Source organism: Microbacterium sp., from assembly GCF_052099035.1.
Classification (GTDB): domain Bacteria; phylum Actinomycetota; class Actinomycetes; order Actinomycetales; family Microbacteriaceae; genus Microbacterium.
The window spans coordinates 1-18,336 of the sequence record NZ_JBQDSX010000057.1 but is presented as its reverse complement, the minus strand read 5'-3'; the positions used below and the strand labels follow the sequence as shown (position 1 = coordinate 18,336).

The 18,336-nt window shown below is 67.7% G+C and carries 14 protein-coding genes; 9 read left to right on the top strand and 5 right to left on the bottom strand.

What is annotated here, in order from left to right:
• The first annotated feature begins 296 nt into the window (after nt 1-296).
• Genes ACTIAO_RS14035 through ACTIAO_RS14010 form a run of 6 tightly spaced genes read left to right on the top strand, consistent with a single transcriptional unit; the run spans nt 297 to nt 7,319 of the window.
• Entirely contained in the window at nt 297-1,976 is a 1,680-nt protein-coding gene (locus tag ACTIAO_RS14035; RefSeq protein ID WP_441837671.1) for an ABC transporter substrate-binding protein, read from the top strand.
• Nucleotides 1,973-2,950 (top strand): ABC transporter permease, encoded by a 978-nt coding sequence (locus ACTIAO_RS14030; protein ID WP_051216242.1) that lies wholly within the window; start codon nt 1,973-1,975, stop codon nt 2,948-2,950. The genes ACTIAO_RS14035 and ACTIAO_RS14030 overlap by 4 nt, the downstream gene beginning before the upstream one ends.
• Entirely contained in the window at nt 2,947-3,801 is an 855-nt protein-coding gene (locus tag ACTIAO_RS14025; protein ID WP_029152392.1) for an ABC transporter permease, read from the top strand. The genes ACTIAO_RS14030 and ACTIAO_RS14025 overlap by 4 nt, the downstream gene beginning before the upstream one ends.
• Nucleotides 3,801-5,474, top strand: coding sequence for a dipeptide ABC transporter ATP-binding protein (locus ACTIAO_RS14020; RefSeq protein ID WP_029152393.1), 1,674 nt, complete (start codon nt 3,801-3,803; stop codon nt 5,472-5,474). The genes ACTIAO_RS14025 and ACTIAO_RS14020 overlap by 1 nt, the downstream gene beginning before the upstream one ends.
• Nucleotides 5,475-5,503: 29 nt before the next feature.
• Nucleotides 5,504-6,775 (top strand): NtaA/DmoA family FMN-dependent monooxygenase, encoded by a 1,272-nt coding sequence (locus ACTIAO_RS14015; protein WP_211219142.1) that lies wholly within the window; start codon nt 5,504-5,506, stop codon nt 6,773-6,775.
• A gap of 37 nt (nt 6,776-6,812) precedes the next feature.
• Complete coding sequence (locus ACTIAO_RS14010) at nt 6,813-7,319, top strand: aminoacyl-tRNA deacylase (RefSeq protein WP_029152395.1); 507 nt, start codon at nt 6,813-6,815, stop codon at nt 7,317-7,319.
• 31 nt (nt 7,320-7,350) lie between these two features.
• Here ACTIAO_RS14010 and ACTIAO_RS14005 read toward each other — a convergent pair whose 3' ends face one another.
• Genes ACTIAO_RS14005 through ACTIAO_RS13995 form a run of 3 tightly spaced genes read right to left on the bottom strand, consistent with a single transcriptional unit; the run spans nt 7,351 to nt 10,432 of the window.
• Nucleotides 7,351-8,013 carry a DUF6320 domain-containing protein gene (locus ACTIAO_RS14005; protein WP_441838283.1) on the bottom strand — a complete coding sequence of 221 codons (663 nt, stop codon included), beginning with the start codon at nt 8,011-8,013 and terminating at the stop codon, nt 7,351-7,353.
• A complete protein-coding gene (locus tag ACTIAO_RS14000) occupies nt 8,010-9,422 on the bottom strand; it encodes an alcohol acetyltransferase (protein ID WP_441906834.1) in 1,413 nt (470 codons plus the stop codon). The genes ACTIAO_RS14005 and ACTIAO_RS14000 overlap by 4 nt, the downstream gene beginning before the upstream one ends.
• Nucleotides 9,419-10,432, bottom strand: coding sequence for an alpha/beta hydrolase (locus ACTIAO_RS13995; protein WP_084644169.1), 1,014 nt, complete (start codon nt 10,430-10,432; stop codon nt 9,419-9,421). The genes ACTIAO_RS14000 and ACTIAO_RS13995 overlap by 4 nt, the downstream gene beginning before the upstream one ends.
• Before the next feature lie 182 nt (nt 10,433-10,614).
• Between ACTIAO_RS13995 and ACTIAO_RS13990 the strand changes: the two genes are divergently transcribed.
• Complete coding sequence (locus tag ACTIAO_RS13990) at nt 10,615-11,166, top strand: ArsR/SmtB family transcription factor (RefSeq protein WP_441876328.1); 552 nt, start codon at nt 10,615-10,617, stop codon at nt 11,164-11,166.
• Nucleotides 11,163-12,386 (top strand): MFS transporter, encoded by a 1,224-nt coding sequence (locus ACTIAO_RS13985; RefSeq protein WP_441876331.1) that lies wholly within the window; start codon nt 11,163-11,165, stop codon nt 12,384-12,386. The genes ACTIAO_RS13990 and ACTIAO_RS13985 overlap by 4 nt, the downstream gene beginning before the upstream one ends.
• Nucleotides 12,387-12,460: 74 nt before the next feature.
• Here ACTIAO_RS13985 and ACTIAO_RS13980 read toward each other — a convergent pair whose 3' ends face one another.
• Both ACTIAO_RS13980 and ACTIAO_RS13975 read right to left on the bottom strand, forming a co-directional pair.
• On the bottom strand, nt 12,461-14,437 hold the full coding sequence (locus ACTIAO_RS13980) for a glycoside hydrolase family 43 protein (RefSeq protein WP_441876334.1): 1,977 nt from the start codon (nt 14,435-14,437) through the stop codon (nt 12,461-12,463).
• 105 nt (nt 14,438-14,542) lie between these two features.
• Nucleotides 14,543-16,963 (bottom strand): glycoside hydrolase family 43 protein, encoded by a 2,421-nt coding sequence (locus ACTIAO_RS13975; RefSeq protein ID WP_441906833.1) that lies wholly within the window; start codon nt 16,961-16,963, stop codon nt 14,543-14,545.
• 196 nt (nt 16,964-17,159) lie between these two features.
• On the opposite strand from ACTIAO_RS13975, the gene ACTIAO_RS13970 reads away from it, so the two are divergent.
• Nucleotides 17,160-18,233, top strand: coding sequence for a LacI family DNA-binding transcriptional regulator (locus ACTIAO_RS13970; protein ID WP_441838290.1), 1,074 nt, complete (start codon nt 17,160-17,162; stop codon nt 18,231-18,233).
• Nucleotides 18,234-18,336 lie beyond the last annotated feature (103 nt).

Sequence of the window (18,336 nt, the reverse complement as noted above, 5' to 3'; positions counted from 1 at the left end):
TACCGGTGATCACGCTCGTGATCTGGTAGAAGAGCAGTGCCCTGCGGATCTGGGGAAAGGTCTTGAGGCGGGGCTGAGCCATACCGCACATCCTATCGAGAACCGCCTGGGGGATTCGCGGACGCTGTTCGGCGCTCCACGATGTCACAGTCGCACACGCGGCGTTACAAGACGTCACAGTCACACATGCGGCGTCACACCCGCTCATACGACGTAATGCGCGTTGCGACGATCGGCGGCTGTACCGCTACCGTCGACCCACGGCACACGCCGTCTCCGCCGTCGGAAGGACCGCCATGTCACGCCGCCCCATCACACGCATCCTGCTCGGCTCAGTCGCCGCGGCGTCGATGATGGGCATGCTCGCAGCATGCGCCTCCGGCGCCGGTCCGGCCGACGATCGCGACACGACCTCGAGCGCTGTGGCGCCTCCGACCGACACTTCGCAGGCCGCGCAAGGCGGCACGCTCACCCTCTCCAGCTCACAGGACCCGCTGTGCTTGGACGGGCACCAGGTCTCCAGCGCCGCGCTCCAGATGCTCGGCCGCATCGTGTACGACAATCTCGTGAGCCTCGACGAGAACGGTGACCCATCGCCCTGGCTCGCCGAATCGTGGGACGTGTCGGACGATGGCACCGTCTACACATTCCATCTTCGAGAAGGCGTGACGTTCAGCGACGGCGCGCCCCTCAACGCGGCGGCGGTAGTCGCGAACTTCGACCACATGAGAGATCCCGCGACGAAGTCTCCGCTCGCCGCCGCGTACATCGACCCGATCGCGTCGACGGAGATCATCGACGATCTCACACTCGAGGTTTCGCTTGAGTACTCGTACAGCCCGTTCCTCAACGTGCTTGCACAGAGCTGGCTCGGACTGCTCTCGCCGGAGCAGATCGCCGAGAGCCCCGATGAGACCTGCCTCGATCCCATCGGATCCGGCCCGTTCGTCGTCGATGCATATACTCCCGGCGAGGGCGTGACATTCGATCGACGCGAAGACTATGACTGGTCCGCGGACTACCTGAACCATGATGGCGCGGCGTACATCGATCGCATCGAGATCAGCTTCGTCGCTGAGCCTTCGGTGCGCTTCACATCGCTTGCGAGCGGAGAGTTCGATGGCACGGACAACGTTGCGCCGCAGAACGCCGCCTCGGTCAAAGCGGACGAATCGATCGATTATTTCAACATCTCACGGCTCGGGAACCCGCAACGCATCACGCTGAACACATCACGTGCTCCATTCGATGACGTAGACGTTCGCCGCGCTGTGGCTGAGGGCATCGATGTCGAGGGCATCGTCGGTGCTGTCGGCTTCGGAGAGTACGACGTGCGCCACGCATACCTATCGCCGACGACCCAGTACTACAACGCCGACGCCGAGTCCGAATGGGTGCACGACCCTGAGCATGCCGCTGAACTGCTCGATGACGCCGGCTGGTCCGAACGCGACGCTGACGGTTATCGAACGAAGAACGGCGAGCGCCTGCACGCGGAATTCCCGATCGTCGATTCCGCAACGGCGACCGCGTTGAATGATCTCATCCAGTCGCAGTTCAAAGACCTCGGAATCGAAGTCGAACTGATCCAGTTGCCGCAGGCTGAGACCTCGGAACGCGTGCGCGCTGGCGATTTCGACGTCACAACCGGGGTATGGCATACGAACACCCCTGACGCGCTCTATGTCGTGTACAGCTCTGACGAGATCACCGACGATGCGCGCATCGGTCAGAACACCTCGCGCATCACCGACGAGGATCTCGATCAGACTCTGCTGAAGGCGCGCCAGACGACCGATACGACCGAGCTCGCGCAGCTGTACGCCCACGCCCAGGAGCGCCTCGCAGAGCTCGTCCCGGCGATTCCGCTGTACGACTTCTACACTCCGTGGGCTGTGCGAGAGAACGTGCACGACGCGCTCGCCGATTCTTCTCACGGTGTGCCGCTGTTCACGATCGCGTGGCTCGACCAATGAGTGCGGTCGCAGACCTCATCACGAAGCGGCCATCCGCCACATCGAGGATCCTGAAGGCACTGCTCACGCGAGTCGCGAGCGGGACGTTCGTGCTGTGGGGCGCTGCGACGCTCACGTTCTTCGCCTTGCATGTCCCCAAAGGCGATCCCGCTATCACGCTGCTCGGAGGCGCCGAGGCGCAACCGACCCCGGAGGTGCTCGCGCAGGTGCGCGCAGAGTGGGGATTCGACGACCCGATCGCGGTGCAGTACCTGCTGTACATCGGACGACTGCTGAGGGGAGACCTCGGCACGAGCTACCAACAGCGGATGCCGGTGGTCGATGCGATCGGCCTGCAGATAGGACCCACCGCCGTATTAGCGTTCACCTCCGCGATCGTCGCGGTCGTCCTCGCGATCGTCATCTCGCTTCTGACCAGCGGTCGCGGAAGGCTCGTGCAGGGAGTGACCTCTACGACCTCGCTTGTTCTGGCGAGTATCCCTGGCTTCGTGCTCGGCATCATCCTGCTCTTCTTGTTCGCTGCGATCATCCCGGTCTTTCCGTCGTCGGGCACGCAGGGGCTCTCGCGGCTCATCCTTCCCGCGCTGACGCTCGCGCTGCCGATCGCCGCGTCGCTCACCCAGGTCCTGCGCGCCGAACTCGACGAAGTCCTCGAGCAGCCGTTCATCGTCACGGCACGCACTCGCGGGATGGGCCTCGCCGCGGTCAAACTGCGTCATGCATTGCGACACGCCCTCATCCCGGTCGCGACCATGACGGGGTTCATCGTTGCGAACCTCCTCGGCGGCGCAGTACTCGTCGAGACGGTGTTCAGCCGTCAGGGCATCGGCCGAATCGCCTTAGAGGCTGTGCAGAAACAAGACATGCCTCTCGTCATGGGCGTCGTGCTGCTCGCGGCACTCGCCTTCACCGTGATCAACGTCGTCGTCGACGTCGTCTATTCGTTCCTCGATCCGAGATTGACTACCGCATGACCGCCGCTATCCTCGACGCAACACCTGCACCCGTCAAGCGCACTCTGCGTGCGCGCGCGACGCTCGTCGCATCCGTCATCTTCCTCGCCCTGCTCGCTGTGTGCTGGGCAGCGCCCGGGTTCGTCGCACCGCACGATCCCCTCGCCGTCGATCTCGGCGCCGTTCTCGCGCCGCCGAGTCTCGCACATCCTCTCGGTACCGACGATGCGGGGCGCGACGTGCTCAGTCGTCTGATCCACGGCGCCGGAGCGTCACTCTCGATCGGGTTCGGAGCGACCCTCGTGGGTGTAGTCGGCGGCTGCGTGCTCGGTGTCATCGCCGGGCTCGGACCCCGCCTCCTCGACGGAGTCATCATGCGCGCCGTTGATTGCCTCGTCGCCATTCCCGACATCCTGCTCGCACTCATCGTCATCTCGCTCGCCGGCGGCGGCACGATGAACGTGCTCCTTGCCGTGGGGGTCGCAAGCATTCCGGGTTATGCGCGCATCATTCGTGCCCAGACGCACCAGGTGAAGGTCGCACCGTACATCGAGTCGGCACGCACGATGGGCGTGTCTTGGACGTTCGTCGCATGGCACCACGTGCTGCCGAATGCCTTTCGACCGCTCGTTCCTGTCGTCGCACTGCGCGTCGGCGGCGCAATCGGGGCGGGTGCTGGTCTCAGCTTTCTCGGGCTCGGGGCGCAGCCGCCGTCCGCGGAGTGGGGAGCGATGATCTCATCGGGCCGCAATTTTTTAGCGAACGACCCGTTCCTGGTCCTCTGGCCGGCCCTGGCCATCACCCTCACGGTGCTCGCGGTGAGCGTCGTATCCGTTGCACTAAAGCGCCATTTGGAAGGTCGGATCCGGTGATGTCCGCACCCGTTATCGACGTCTCTGGACTCAATGTCTCATTCCGGGACTCGGGTGGTTACCGCCGCGTCGTATCCGACGTTGAGTTCGCAGTGCACTCAGGTGAGTGCCTTGCACTCGTCGGCGAGTCCGGATCGGGTAAATCCGTCACTTCGCGATCTCTGGTCGGGCTCGCTGGCGACAACTCTCTCGTCGAGGCTGATCGACTCGAGATCGAAGGCGCCGACGTGCTCCGTAACACTGAGAGCCAATGGCGAGACATCCGGGGGTCTCGACTCGGCTTCGTGCTGCAGGACGCACTCGCGTCCCTCGACTCGCTTCGACACGTCGGCGCGGAAGTGGCAGAGCCTCTGCGCCTGCACACGGATCTCAGCTCACGCGAACGCGACGCGCGCGTTATCGAACTGCTTCGCGACGTCGGTGTTCCTGAGCCGGAGCTCCGTGCGCGGCAACGCCCGTTCGAGTTATCGGGAGGTTTGCGCCAACGCGCTCTGATCGCGTCGGCAATCGCCGCTGGCCCTAGGATCCTCATCGCCGATGAGCCGACGACGGCGCTCGATGCGACGATAGCGGCGCAGATCCTTCGCCTGCTCGAGACGCTGAAACGGACCTCCGGCGCGATGCTCATGATCAGCCACGATCTCTCGGTCGTCAGCCGCATCGCCGATCGTATTGCGGTGATGAAAGCTGGCGTGATCGTCGAGCAGGGCGACGCGGAACAGGTGCTGTTCGATCCGAAACACGATTATACCAAGCAGCTGCTGGCGGCGATCCCCTCCGAGGCGACGCGCGGCTCGCGCCTTTCCGACACGTCGCCGGCCGGCCGCACCTCTTCCCGCGCGACGAGCGCTCTCGAATCGCGCGCCTCGGCCGGGGCACCGCTCATTGAGGCCTTGGGATTATCGAAGACCTACCGCGGCCCAGACGGCCGGGAACGAGTCGTTCTGAAGGATATGAGCTTTGCAGTGCACCGCGGTGAGACGCTCGGCATTGTGGGCGAGTCCGGGTCCGGTAAGACCACCGCGGCGCGTTTGATCCTCGGCGCCGAGCTTCCTTCGAGCGGATCGGTGTTCCTCGGCGGCGTCGAGGTGGCGACGCTGTCACGGCGTCACCAGCGCGAATTGCGTCGAGGTGTGCAGGCAGTGCATCAGGATCCGCTCGGTTCGTTCGATCCGCGTTACACAGTGCGCAAAGTGCTGGATGAAGCACTCCGTGTTGCCCGAGTGCCGCGTGGCTCGCGCATGACTCGTTCCTTCGAGCTGCTCGACCTCGTGCGGTTGCTGCCAGCGACAATCGATCGTCGCCCGCTGGAGCTGTCGGGAGGACAGCGCCAGCGCGTCGCCATCGCCCGGGCGCTCGCGCTCGACCCGGCCGTGATCATCGCCGACGAGGCCGTATCGGCCCTCGACGTATCCGTGCAGGCGCAGATTCTCGACCTGCTCGGCGATGTGCAGGACGCTGCGGGCGTCGCACTTCTTTTCATCTCACACGACCTGGGGGTCATCCATCATGTCGCCGACCGCGTGCTCGTCATGAAGGACGGGTCCATCGTTGAATCGGGCGACGTCGAGCACGTCTTCACCTGCCCGTCCGCGCCTTACACGCGCACGCTGCTCGACGCGATCCCCCACATCGAAACTGCTAGAGCCTCGCGAATCGGAGCCTCATCATGACCCATCAGCCCCGCCATATGAGCATTGGCATGAATATTCTCGGCCTCGGCGGACATGCCGCCGCCGCGCATCTGAAGGAGGTTCCGCCGACCGCGACGACCGACGTCGACTACTTCGTGAACATCGCGAAGATCTCCGAGCGCGGTGCGATCGACGGCGTTTTCCTCGCCGATGGGCCCGCGTTCCAGGCGGGGGCCGCGTCGGCCGGGAAACTGGATCCGATCGTGCTGCTCACGGCCGTCGCGGCGGCCACGGAGAGAATCGGTGTCGTCGCAACCGCATCGACCTCATATAACCATCCGTACAATTTGGCACGGCGCATCGCGTCGCTCGATCACATCAGCGGCGGACGAGCGGGCTGGAACGCGGTGACCACAGCGGGGGACGCCGCCGCGCGCAACTTCGGCCAGGACGGCGCCGCTTTCCACTCGGACCGCTATCGCCGCGCCAACGAGTTCATCAGCGTCGTCGACAAGCTCTGGCGCAGCTGGTCACCCGTAGCGACGCACCTTGGCGAGAACGGCCTCGTCGATCGCGCTGACAACGCCGTAGCACCCATCGAGCACGTCGGGGAATTCTTCACGGTCGAAGGCGCTGGCACCCTCCCCCGCACGCCGCAGGGACGTCCGGTGGTCCTGCAGGCAGGCGCTTCCGAAGGCGGGCGCAATCTTGGCGCCAGACATGCCGACGCGATCTTCACGGCCCAGACCACCCTCGAAGACGCGATCCTCTTCGCCGAGGACATGAAGAGGCGCGCCACCGCGTTCGGACGAGACCCCGATCATCTCAAGATCCTGCCTGGACTCTCCACTGTGATCGGATCGACCGAGGAGGAGGCGCAGCGACGCTGGGACGACCTCGACAGCCACCTATCCTTCGATCAGGAGTTCGCACAGATCTCACAACGCCTCGGAGTCGACGTCCGCGAGCTCGACATCGACAAACCATTGCCATGGGAGTCCTTCCCCGCACCGAGCGATGCCGTTCGATCGAGTCACGGCTTCCTCGAAGCGCAGCTGAACCTCGCCCGCCGAGAGAATCTCACACCGCGCCAACTGACGAAACGCATTCGCAGCGGGCATCGTCTCGCGGTCGGCACGCCGGAGCAGATTGCCGACACGTTGGAGACGTGGTTTCGGTCCGGTACCGGCGACGGGTTCAACATCATGCCCGATGCTTTCCCCTCCGGCGCCGAAATCTTCGTCGACTACGTGGTCCCCGAACTTCGCCGCCGCGGGGTGTTCCGCCATGAATACAGCGGAACGACTCTGCGAGATCACCTGGGGTTACCGCGCGGCTGAAATTCGGCGCTGACCACGACGCGGATAGAATCCGAGGATGAGTGCGACCGACCCCACCGCTCGTGTTCGAGACGCGGCCCGAGCGCGCGGACTCGACATCGAGATCCGCGAATCGCCCCGTGCCGAATCGCTCGAGGAGGCGGCCGCCCTGCGCGGGATCACGCCCGCCGACATCGTCAAGACGCTCGTCGTGAAGGGCAAGGGCGATCAGTACTACTTCGCGCTGGTTCCCGGAGACCGCGCCATCAGTTGGGGCAAGCTGCGCGCCGCCGTCGGCGCGAACAAGCTGCGCCTGCCCGCGGCGGATCTCGCGCTCGCGGCGACCGGTTACGAGCGCGGCACGATCGTGCCGCTCGGATCCACGACCGCCTGGCCCGTCTACGCCGACGAGCGGATCCGCGGCAAGCGCGTGTCGATGGGCGCGGGCGCGCACGGCCACGCGCTCTACGTCGACGCGGATGCGCTGCTCGCGGCCTACGACGCGACGGTCGCCGACATCACGGATCCGATCGACGGCATTCGCGGGGAGCTTCCGCGCGAATAGCAGTGCCGCCGCGCTCCTGCCGACCCCAGCGTCAGAGATGCAGGCGCTTGGCGAGTTCGTGCCGGGTCTCGCGGAGGCTCGCGAGCTGCATCGCGAGGGCGACGAGGCTCAGCACCCCGCAGACGACCGAGACGGCGGGCTGCCGGACCCATCCGAGGGCGAGGAACACGACCGGCACGAGCCCGAGCACCGCGGTCATCCAGCTGTAGACGATGTGCTCCCCCACCTCGGTGCGCATGACGCGCACGGTGATGAGCACGGCAACGATCGAGCACGCGCACGTGGCGGGCACCGCATAGCTGAGCGCCCAGCCGTGCCAACCCGTGAGATAGTCCCAGTACGCGCTCACGCCGCCCAGCAGGATCACGAGGTATGCCGTTCCCTTGGCGACGTTGCGCCGCTTGCGCACCGCCATCATCACGACGAGCCACAGGGCGACGACACCCAGCCAGATCGACCGGAGCACGCCCACGCCGGCGTCGCCGCGGTTGAACAGCAGCTGCGCCGCGAGCGACACGAGGATCACGCCGAGCGACGCGAAGAACAGGATCCGCAGCACCCTTCGGCGCGAGAAGTCGAGCGGCACGGCGGGCAGCGGATCCGGCACGCTCGCGCCCGCCGTGGATGCGCCGCAGAGCGGGCAGCGCTCCCACGTTCCCTCGATCCCGACGGCGCATGCCTCGCATCGCCTCATGGCGTCTCCTCATCGTGCTGCGACCGAGCGGCCGTCAGCTCGTCTTCGGTCACCCGGGCCGCGGCAACCGTCACATCGATCCCCTCCGCACTCAGACGCCGGGCGAACTCGCGGATGTGTTCGGTCTCCGAGAACGGAGAGGTGAAGCTGATCGTGAGCGCCCCCGCGTGCGAGACGACGCAGAACTGAGGGCGCACCGCGGAGACGTGGAACAGCATGCGCGTCACGTGCGCGCCGGCGGGCTGCGGCAGCCGGATGTTGCCGAGGTTGGAGACCGCCACGGTGAGACCTCGGTTGCTCGCGCGATTGATCAGCCCCAGGAACACGTCTTTGAGCGGGCGCGGCACGATGCGCAGCGCGATCATCCGCTCGAATCGGATGAACCGGCGCACTCGCACTGCCAGAGCGTCCGGCGCCGTCTGCGGGCGGAACTGCGCGTCGAGGTTGCGGCAGACGGCGCCGAGGCCGTCGTCGCCCTGCCCATAGGTGTGCTCCAGGCGCACGGTCGTGAAGAAGTTGCGCGCCGACGTCGAGGGGAAGTACTGCCGCAGGTTGACCGGCACCGAGACGGCGAGCGTGCTGCTGTCGCCCGGTTCCTCCTGAGCGGCTCGCAGCGAGGCGAAGAACAGGGCCGTGAGGTACATCGTGAGCGACACGCCCTCGGCGCGAGCGAGGGCGAGCACATCCGCCGCGGGCATCGTCAGCTCCACCGCGCGCGTGCGGTTGTCGGGCGTGCGGGTCCCCTTCACCGTGTACGTCTTCTCGGTCGAGGCCCCCACGACGCGGCTGAGGCCGCGCGAGCGCTCCGCACTGCCCCGCCCCGCGGGCTCGCTCAGATCCTTCGTGCGGAAGTAGCGCGTGAAGCTGTCGGCCTCGAGCTCGTGCCTGGGGCCGGAAGCACTGCCATCCGAGTTCGCCCCCACGCTCTCCGGCCCGCCGTCGATGCGCGCGCCGCGGCGTTCGGGATCCCGATCGGGCGGCGGCTCGTCGGGGAAGCGCAGGCGCACGTAGGCGGTCACGAGATCGGTCAGGAACCACAGGGCGCCCGTGCCGTCGGAGAGCGCGTGGAACACCTCGAGGTTGATGCGGCGGCGGTGGAGCACGACCCGGAACAGCAGGGTGCGCACGTCGGCCTGGTAGATCGCCGCGCAGGTGTGCTGGGTCTCGTCGACGACCTCGGGCCGCAGGTCGCTGTCCTGCAGGTAGTACCAGAACACGCCACGTCGCAGCACGGCGCGGTAGAGCGGATACCGGTCGAACGTCGCGTCCAGCGCCGTCTGCAGCAGCTCCCGATCGACCTCGTGATCCATCTCGGCCGTCATGCGGAACACCTTGGGATCCGCGTCGCTGCGCGCCGCGAGGAACATGTTCGAGGCGTTGTCGAGACGCGCCCACGTGCGCCGGGTCACGCGAGATCCTCCTCGGAAGCCTCCTCGCGGATCGCCGAATGCGTCTCATCCATGGCGTCTTCGACCGACAGTCCGCCCGGCGCGGCGGGAGCGTCGAGGAAGGCGTTGATCACCTCGTACGCTTCGCGGAGCGCGCGCGAGAAGCGGGGAAGCGTGATGAACCCGTGGATCGCGCCGTCCACGCGGTGCATCCTCACGGGAGTGCCCGCCTCCGCCAGCGCCCGCCCGTACGCTTCGCCCTCGTCGCAGAGCAGGTCGAGCTCCGCGGTGATGAGCAGCGTCGCCGGCTGCCCCGTCAGGTCCTCGGCCAGGATCGGGGCGACGCGCATATCCTGCCGGCGTGCGGGATCGGGCACATAGAGATCCATGTAGTCCTGCACCTCGGTGTGCGTGAGCCGGTACCCCTGTCCGTGATCGCGCACCGATGCATAGGGAGAGGTCTGCGGATCGTGGTCCCAGTGGGTCACGGGATACAGCAGGATCTGCTTGTCGGGCAGCTCGTGCCCCTCGGCGTGCAGCAGCAGCGAGACGACCGCAGCGAGGCTGCCGCCCGCGGAGTCGCCCACGAGGATGACCTGCGCCGGGCGCTCGATGCCCACCCGCTGCGGCTCCTCCAGCACGATGCGCGCCACCCGCAGGCAGTCGTCGAGACCCGCGGGGAACGGGTGCTCCGGCGCGAGGCGGTAGTCGACCGACGCCACGACGCATCCGGTGAGGTCGGCCATCGCGGCGCACGCCGGCGTATAGCTCTCGATGTCGCCCGTCACCCACCCTCCCCCATGGAAGAAGAGGAGGACCTCGTCGCGCCGCTGCTCGCGCGGCTGGAAGAACCGCAGGGGGATCTGGTGGCTGCCGTCCTCCGACACTATCTCACGGTCGAGCATGCGATAGCGCGGCACCGGCCGGGCGGCCAGCTGTCTCTGCAGACGGCGCACCTTCGGGTAGTCCTCGTGCATGTTCACCCGCGGTGCGGCGAACAGGCCGAGGAACGCGCTCAGCACCCGGTTCATGATCGGCCGCTCTGCGGACGCACCACGACACGGGCCCCGGCCCGGAAGCGGCCGGTGGAAGCGATGCGAGAAGAGGGACTGACCATGATCCGAGTGTAGGTGCGCCGGAGGGGACGAGCGGCGGCCGGCCGATTTATACAAGACAGCTTGTCGATATCTGCTGCCGCGCCTAGTTTCGGGGAATGGTCACCACCCGCACCCTCAGGGTCCTCTACCATCCCGATCGGCGCCGCATCCTCGATGTGCTCACCGCTCGCGGCGCCTCGCGCGTCGGAGACATCGCCTCCGCCCTCGATATGCAGGTGGGCAGCGTCAGCCACCATCTGCGCATGCTCGAATCGGAGGGATTCGTCGAGCGCGCCGACGACCTGCGCACCGACGGACGCACGAGCTGGTGGCGCTCGGTGCCGAGATCGTTCGCCTGGTCGGTCGACGACTTCGCCGACGACGGATCCGACGTTGCGCTCGCACGCGACCTCGAGCGCGCGAACTTCCAGTACCAGGCAGCGCGCCTCGCCGAGTGGAAGCGCCGCGCTCCCCGTGCGTCGCCCGAGTGGCGGCAGGCCGCATTCAGCTCCGACGCCGTCGACCGCGCCACCCCCGACGAGCTGAGGAGGCTGAGCGAGGCACTGGCGGCGACCGTTCTCGAATGGAGGCGGTCGATCGATGCCGTCGACGGGCAGGAGCGCGAGGCCGTGCGCGTCTTCACCCATGCGTTCCCTCAGCCGTCATGAGCACCGCGCCTCCCTTCGCCCGTGACCGCATCATCCACGGATGGATCGGCCTCAAGGCCCTGTCCGATGCCGGAGACGCCGCGTGGACGCTGGCCGTCGCGTGGACGGCGGTGACGACCGCTTCCCCCGCCGTTGCGGGCCTCGTCGTCACGGCGAGCACCGTCCCCCGCGCCATCACGCTGCTCGTCGGCGGCGTGCTCGCCGACCGCGTGGATCCGCGTCGTCTGATGCTCGGCACGACCATCGCCCGCATCGGGATCCTCGTCAGCGCGATCATCGCGATTGCGCTGATCGGCGAGAGCATCGCGCTGCTGTTCGCCGTCGCGATCGCGTTCGGCATGTGCGATGCGCTCTTCGAGCCGTCGAGCGCCTCGCTCACGCGCCAGCTGGTGAGGCCCGACGACTTCGCGGCGCTCGCCGGTCTCAGCCAGACGTCGTCCCGCCTCGGCGCACTGGCCGGTTCGGCGCTGGGCGGGATCCTCGTCGCGGCGGGCGGCCTCGCCGCGGCGGCCGTCGCCAACGCCGCCACCTACACCGCGGTGCTGCTGTACCTCGCGTTCCTGCTGCGGGCGCGCTTCCCGAGAAAGCCCGCAGACCGGATTCCGATGATGCGCGCGATCGGCGACGGCTTCGCGTATCTGCGGCGCGACGATCTCGCCAGCGGCCTCGTGCTGTCGCTGCTCGGCCTCAACCTCTGCGTCTCGCCCGCGATGAGCATCGGGCTCGCAATGCTCGTCGACCACCTCGGCGCCACGTCTGCGACCCTCGGCGCGCTCGAGGCCGTCTTCGGCGTCGGGGCGATGCTGGGCGCCCTGGTCTTCGTGCGCATCAGGCCGCCGCGACCGGCGCTCACCGGCTTCCTGCTGCTGGTTGTGCAGGGCCTCGCGGTCGCGTCCTTCGCCGTCGAGGCTGCGCCCGCAGCATTCATGTCCTGCGCGGTCATCGGGGTGACCGCAGGCGCGGCGTCCACCCTGCTCAGCGCGCTGTTCATGCGCACGATCGCGTCGGATCGGATCGGACGTGTCTCCTCGATCCAGCGACTCGGCGATGACGGGCTGATGCCCGTCGCCACGGGAGCGTTCGGCGCGCTCGCGGCCGGGTCGCTGCCCGCCGCTTTCCTCACGTTCGGCGGCGTCATGGCCGCGTACATGGCGGTGACCGCGGTGCGGCGCGCCAGGGGCGCGGGAGGGCGTGACGACGAGGTCGTCGTCACGCGATGACCGTCGGCGCGCACGAACGACGCGCGACGGCGTCGGCCCGCCAGGGGGATCCGCCTGGCGGGCCGACGTGCGGATCAGCCGCAGTCCGCGGCGTCGTACGGAGCGCTCGCCGTCCCCGTTCTCACCGATCCATCGACGGCTGCCGTTCCTTCAGCCGTGATCTCGCCCGCCGGCACGTCGGACGACCGCGTGCTGAACGCGTGCGACGTCGTCGCTCCCGGCTCCAGCCCCTCGAACGTCTTCGTGCCGAACGGCGAAGCGACCGTCACATCGGCCGCGACGTCGGCCTCGTTCGTCGCCTGCGCGACGAGCACCGTCTTGCCCGCGACGCAGCGCGGGGACGCCTCGACGGACAGCGTCAGCGTCGGATCGGCGTCGTCTGCGGCGTGGAACTCGAACGTGTCGATCTCGAAGAGGTCCCCCTCCGGGCCCGTGAACGAGAAGTACACGTCGTGCGTGCCGACGGCACCGTCGAGCTGTGCGGTCACGTCCTGCCAGTCACCCGCAGCTCCGTCGACGTCGATCGTTCCGACGACGGGTCCGTCCGGCGCGTCGAGGCGCACGTCGATCGACCCGCCCGCCTGCGCCGGCTTCACTCTCGCCGTCACAGATGCCGCGCCGTCGTCGCCGAAGGCCACGGAGGACAGTCCTGTCCAGTCGCCGTCGTCGATGTCCGTCACGACGAGGTTGGGAGCCGACTCGCCGAACTCCGCGGATCCGCCCTCGACCGCCGTCGTGGCGACGCCCTTGGTCCATCCGAGCGTCTCTGCCTCGAACAAGCGGTACGGGTCGAAGTCGCGCACCTGCTCCACGCCCTCGTAGTCGCCGACGACCTGCTGCACAGTGCCGTCTTCGTTGAAGCTGAGCTCCTGCAGATGCGGGCTGCGGTAGCCCTGCGTCGCGTCTCCGTTGACAGCCTTGTTCAGCGTCGGCGCGTGGTACGAGAAGTAGTACTTGCCCTCGTACTCGAAACCCGATTGGTGGTTGTTGCCCCCGGTGCCCGCGCCGAAGAACTGCGACTGGTTGGGGAACATCACACCCGCGTAGGTCTCCTTCGGCCACGACATCGGGTCCTCCGACATCAGGTAGCCGATCTCGCCGCCGCCCGGATAGCCGGGGAACGTCTCCTGCGCACCGCCGAAGTCGTCACCTCCGAAGTGCGACGAGTAGGACAGGTAGTAGTAGTCGCCGCGCTTGAAGACCTGGGCCGCCTCGAACGAGACGGGCGTGTCGACGACGACGGCTGATCCCTCGGTGGAGACCATGTCGTCGCCGAGCTTGATCGCCCGAATGTTCTTCGGGTTGTTGAACCGCTCCTCGGCGGGCATGTCGGTCGACGCCGGACCGCCGCCGAAGTAGAGGTACGCCTGGCCGTCGTCGTCGACGAACGGCGCCGGGTCGAACCTCCACGCGACGCCCTCCGTTCCGGGGGTGCGGTCGTCGATCAGCGTATCCGTGCGCTCGCTCGTCCACGGGCCCACGGGCGAATCCCCCGTGAGTACGTTGGAGGAGCCGCCGCCGTTGGCGTAGTAGAGGAAGTACTTCTCCTTCCCGTCGATGACCTTCTTGGCCATGCCCGGTGCCCACGAGTTGTTCGTGAACGGAGCGACCCCGTCCTCCCCGGCGACGGGGATCTCGCCGTGATCGGTCCAGTTCACCATGTCGATCGAGGAGATGACCGTGATCTCGGTGATCTGGCCGTAGTCGATCTGCGGAGACACCCCGGTGTCCGGGTCGGGCGCGTAGCCCTGGGTGTCGTTGGTCATGTACATGTACACGCGCCCGTTGTCGACGAAGCCGAAGCCATCGGCGCCGAACTTGTGTCCCAGCAGCGGGTTGTGCTCGCCCGGCTTCTTGCCCGCGATCTCGATCGTCTTCGACGGCGATGCGGCGGCCGCAGACGCGTCGGCCGTACTCGGAAGTTCTGCTGAGTCGTCGGCGTGCGATGCCGCGGTCGCGGTGAGCGATGCGGCGGCGAGCGCCGTCGTCGTCAGCCCGACGACCGCCCATCTGGGCGTCCGCCTGCTCTTGTCGTGCTGTCGGTGAACCACGAATCCTCCTTGATCGATGTGCTGTGGCATGTGTGCCCCGCTCGGCGGCCGCCGAGCGGGGCGTCCGAGCAGGCGGGCCCGAATCACGCGGCCCGCCTGCGCAGGTCAGGAGCAGCTGCGCGCGCCGTACTCAGCGTCCGCCTGCCAGGAGACCGGGGCGCCGTCGACCGTTGCCGAGAGCGACGCCGTCACGCTGCCGTCGGCGACCGCCGCGCCGCGGGTGCCGAACGCGACGGACGTGCCCTCCCCGGGTGCGATCTCGCGCGACGCTTCGCGTCCGGACTCCGTGGTGAGATCGAGCGACACGGGAACGTCGGACTCATTGACCGCGCGCACCGCGATGACGACCTGGCCCGCGGCACAGCGCGTGTCGGCCTGCAGCGATACCTCGGGCACCGATTCGGATTCCGCGAGCGTTCCGAGGCGCGCGAGCTGGTAGCTGAGCGCGCGCTCCGGCGCGTCGATCTGGTTCTGCGTGCCGAAGCCGGCGGATACCGCTGCCTGCGCCTTCGCGAGCGCACCCTGCATGTCGGACCAGGCCTCGGCCGGGTGGTCGGCTTCGTCGAGCGACTCCGCATAGGCGATCGCGGCCTCGAGCTCGCTCGCGTCGAGCGGCTCTCCGTCGGAGCTGAGCGTATCGCTGAGCAGGAAGTGATCGACATCGACGTGACCGCCCGCGGTCTGCGTCGCATAGTCGAACAGACCGACGCGGTGGCCCATGAAGTGCGTCAGACCTCCGTCGAGGTGCAGCGGCCCGACGGCGTCGCCGAGCTGCTGCCACGCACGGCCGTCGAGGCTGTAGGAGAACGTCGTGTACAGATCACCGGGCGAGGATGCGAAGTCGAGGTCAGCCTTGAGGTGCACCTCTGTCGCGTCACCGAGGTCAGCCGACTGCCCCGGGAGGAAGGACTCGACCTCAGCCTGGTCGATGGACGCGGAGAACGGCTGGCCGCGGTGCACGACGCCGACGCGGTACTCCCCGGCCGTGCGCGTGACGCCGACATACGAGAAGTCCCGGTTGTAGGCGGCGAGTCCGGCGACGTCGCCGTCGTTCATCCCAGACACATCGAGCTTCGTCTCGACCGACTGGCGCGGGCCGAACGTGCGCTGCGAGAGCGTGTTGCGCGCCTCTTCGAGGCGTGTCAGCTCATCGCCCGATTGGTGCACATACTCGTCGGTGACGACGCTGCCCGTGGTGAGGCGCAGCCATCCGTCGCGGTCGGTCAGCGACCAGTACCGGTTGTCCGGTGCATGGTTCCACTGCCAGGCCGGATCGAGGTCAGAGCCGTTGTCCGCCAGCTCATCCGGATCGGCCCCGGCCTCCGCCGCGTCCCACTCCTCGTCCTGGTACGCGCGGTGCTCCGCGTCGTTGTCGAAGTCGTCCGAGGCGACGATGCTCTTCTGCCGTTCGAAGCGCTCCTGCGCAGGCGACAGCTCGATGGGTTTGGCGAAGCTTCCGTCGACGGGAACCTCGCCGGCATCGCCGAAGGTCGGCCAGCCGTCTTCCCAGACCGCCGGGACCAGCGCCGGGATGCGCCCCAGCGGGAACGTGTCGCGGAAGAAGAATCCGTACCAGTCGTCGCCGCCGGCATCGTCGGCGACGGGCACGAGGCTCCCCTGTGCGAAGCCGTTCGAGTTCAGCACTCCGCGCGACTCGTACGGAGCGGGATCCTCGGCGAGACGGCCCAGCAGCTCGTCGGACCGGAACAGCGCCACCTGGCGCCCGCTGCTCGGCCAGGTGATCATGGCGACGTAGTACTGGCCGTCGATGTAGAACACCTGCGCACCTTCGAACAGGCCGTCGCTGCCCACATGCGACTCGTCCTCATAGTCGCTGCGGCGGATGACGTCGGGGAAGTCCTCCTCGATCGTGGTCAGATCGTCATCGAGGCGGGCCGCGCTGACACCGCCGTAGAACACATAGGGCGTGCCGCCGTTCGCCTCGTCGAAGAAGAGCGAAGGATCGTGCAGGCTGCGCCCGAGCGACGTACGGGTCCATGCGCCGTTCTCGATGTCGTCAGTGCGATACACGAACGCGCCGCCCAGGTTCAGGGAGTTGACCAGCACGTAGTAGGTGCCGTCGTGGTAGCGCAGCGACGATGCCCACTGCCCGCGCCCGTACGAGCTCTCCCCGTTTCGCAGCGAGAACTCATCCCCCGCGCTCAGGCGGTTGTACACGTAGTTCACGATCTCCCAGTTGACGAGGTCGTACGACTTCATGATCGGTGCGCCCGGGCTGAGCTGCATGGTGGTGCTGATCATGTAGTAGACGTCGCGCCCTTCGTCGTTCTCGGACGCGGGCACGCGTTCCACACTGACATCGGGCACATCGGCGTTCAGGAGCGGCACCGAGTAGGTGCCGTCGCCGTTGTCAGTCGTCGTGTACGACGACTCGGGCTCCCACGCCTCGGCGGCCTGCGCCGTCGGCGCGGTCGTGCTGACGCCCAAGCCGACGAGCAGTGCTGCCGCGGCGACGAACGCGGTCATCCTTCGCAGCCCCACCCTCGGGAACAGTTGAACGGACACAGATCCTCCTTGATCGATATCGGTCGGCGACACTCTGCGCCGATGCGGACGGAGCCCGATCAACGCCGCGCGATGCGTCAGGTTGATCGATCAACTTCCACGTGTTCCTGGATGTTACCGGGAACAATCAGCGAACCGCAAGGTCTGCGCCGCGGACGCGCGGCCCGCCGGCGCACGACGGTGCGAAGATGAGGGGATGGTGGGGAGCAGCGGTCCGCGGGTGACGATGCAGGACGTGGCGACCCACGCCGGGGTGTCGCATCAGACGGTCTCGAACGTGCTGAACGGGCGCGCCTCCCGAGTGAGCGACGCGACGCGGGAACGCGTCGTCGCGTCCATCAGCGCGCTCGACTACCGGATGAATCAGTCGGCGCGCTCGCTGCGGCGCGGCCGCACCGGAACCGTCGGGCTCGCCCTGCCGTCGTTCGACTCCGAGTACTACGGGGCCTTCGCGGAGGCGCTGATGGTGCGCTTCGCGGATCGCGGCATCCGGCTCGTCGCCGAGCACACCGGGGGCATCGTGAGCGCGGAGATCAGCGCCCTCGCGTCATCCCATCTCGATGCCTACGACGGCTTCGTGCTCGCCCTGGCAGCGGGCGATGCCGAGCATCTCGACCGGATCGAGGCCGCAAAGCCGATCGTGCTCGTGGGTGAGCGCGCCCTGGCGAACAGATTCGACCATCTCCTGATGGACAACGTCGGCGGAGCGCGCCGGGCGACGGAGCATCTGCTGCAGCGCGGAGCCCGCAGAATCGTCGTTCTCGGCGGCGCGGCGGCCGAAGAGGAGTCCATGCCCGGGCTGCGCACCCGCGGTCACCTCGAGGCGCTCTCTGCGGCGGGGATCGACCCGGATCCGGCGCTGATCCTTCCGTCCGGCTTCACGCAGGCGGCGGGGTGCGACGGGCTCCGGAGCCTCCTCGCGCGCGATCATCGCTTCGATGCGGTGTTCGCCGTCACCGATGCGGCCGCGCTCGGTGCGCTGCGGGCTCTGGCAGACGCCGGGCTGCGCGTTCCCGACGACGTGCAGGTCGTCGGCTTCGACAACATCGCTGCCGCCGCACATTCGACCCCGCGACTGACCACGGTCGATCCGAACAACGCGGCCCGGGCAGATTCTGTCGTCGAGCTCATGATGGCTCGGCTCGACGGCGATTCCGCGCCCCTCGGACGCCAGGTCGTCATGCACCCGGCCGCACTCGTCGAGCGCGAATCCACTCTGAGCCGGCAGCAGATCGAGCCCGGACGACGCCGGGGCGGACCTGGCGCCTGACCCGGGCGCTACTCGTCGTCTTCGTCGTCCTCATCGGGATCGATGCCGGCGAAGATCTCGAGCTCGCGCTCCCAGGCGTCCTTCGCGAGGCGGTACCAGAGGT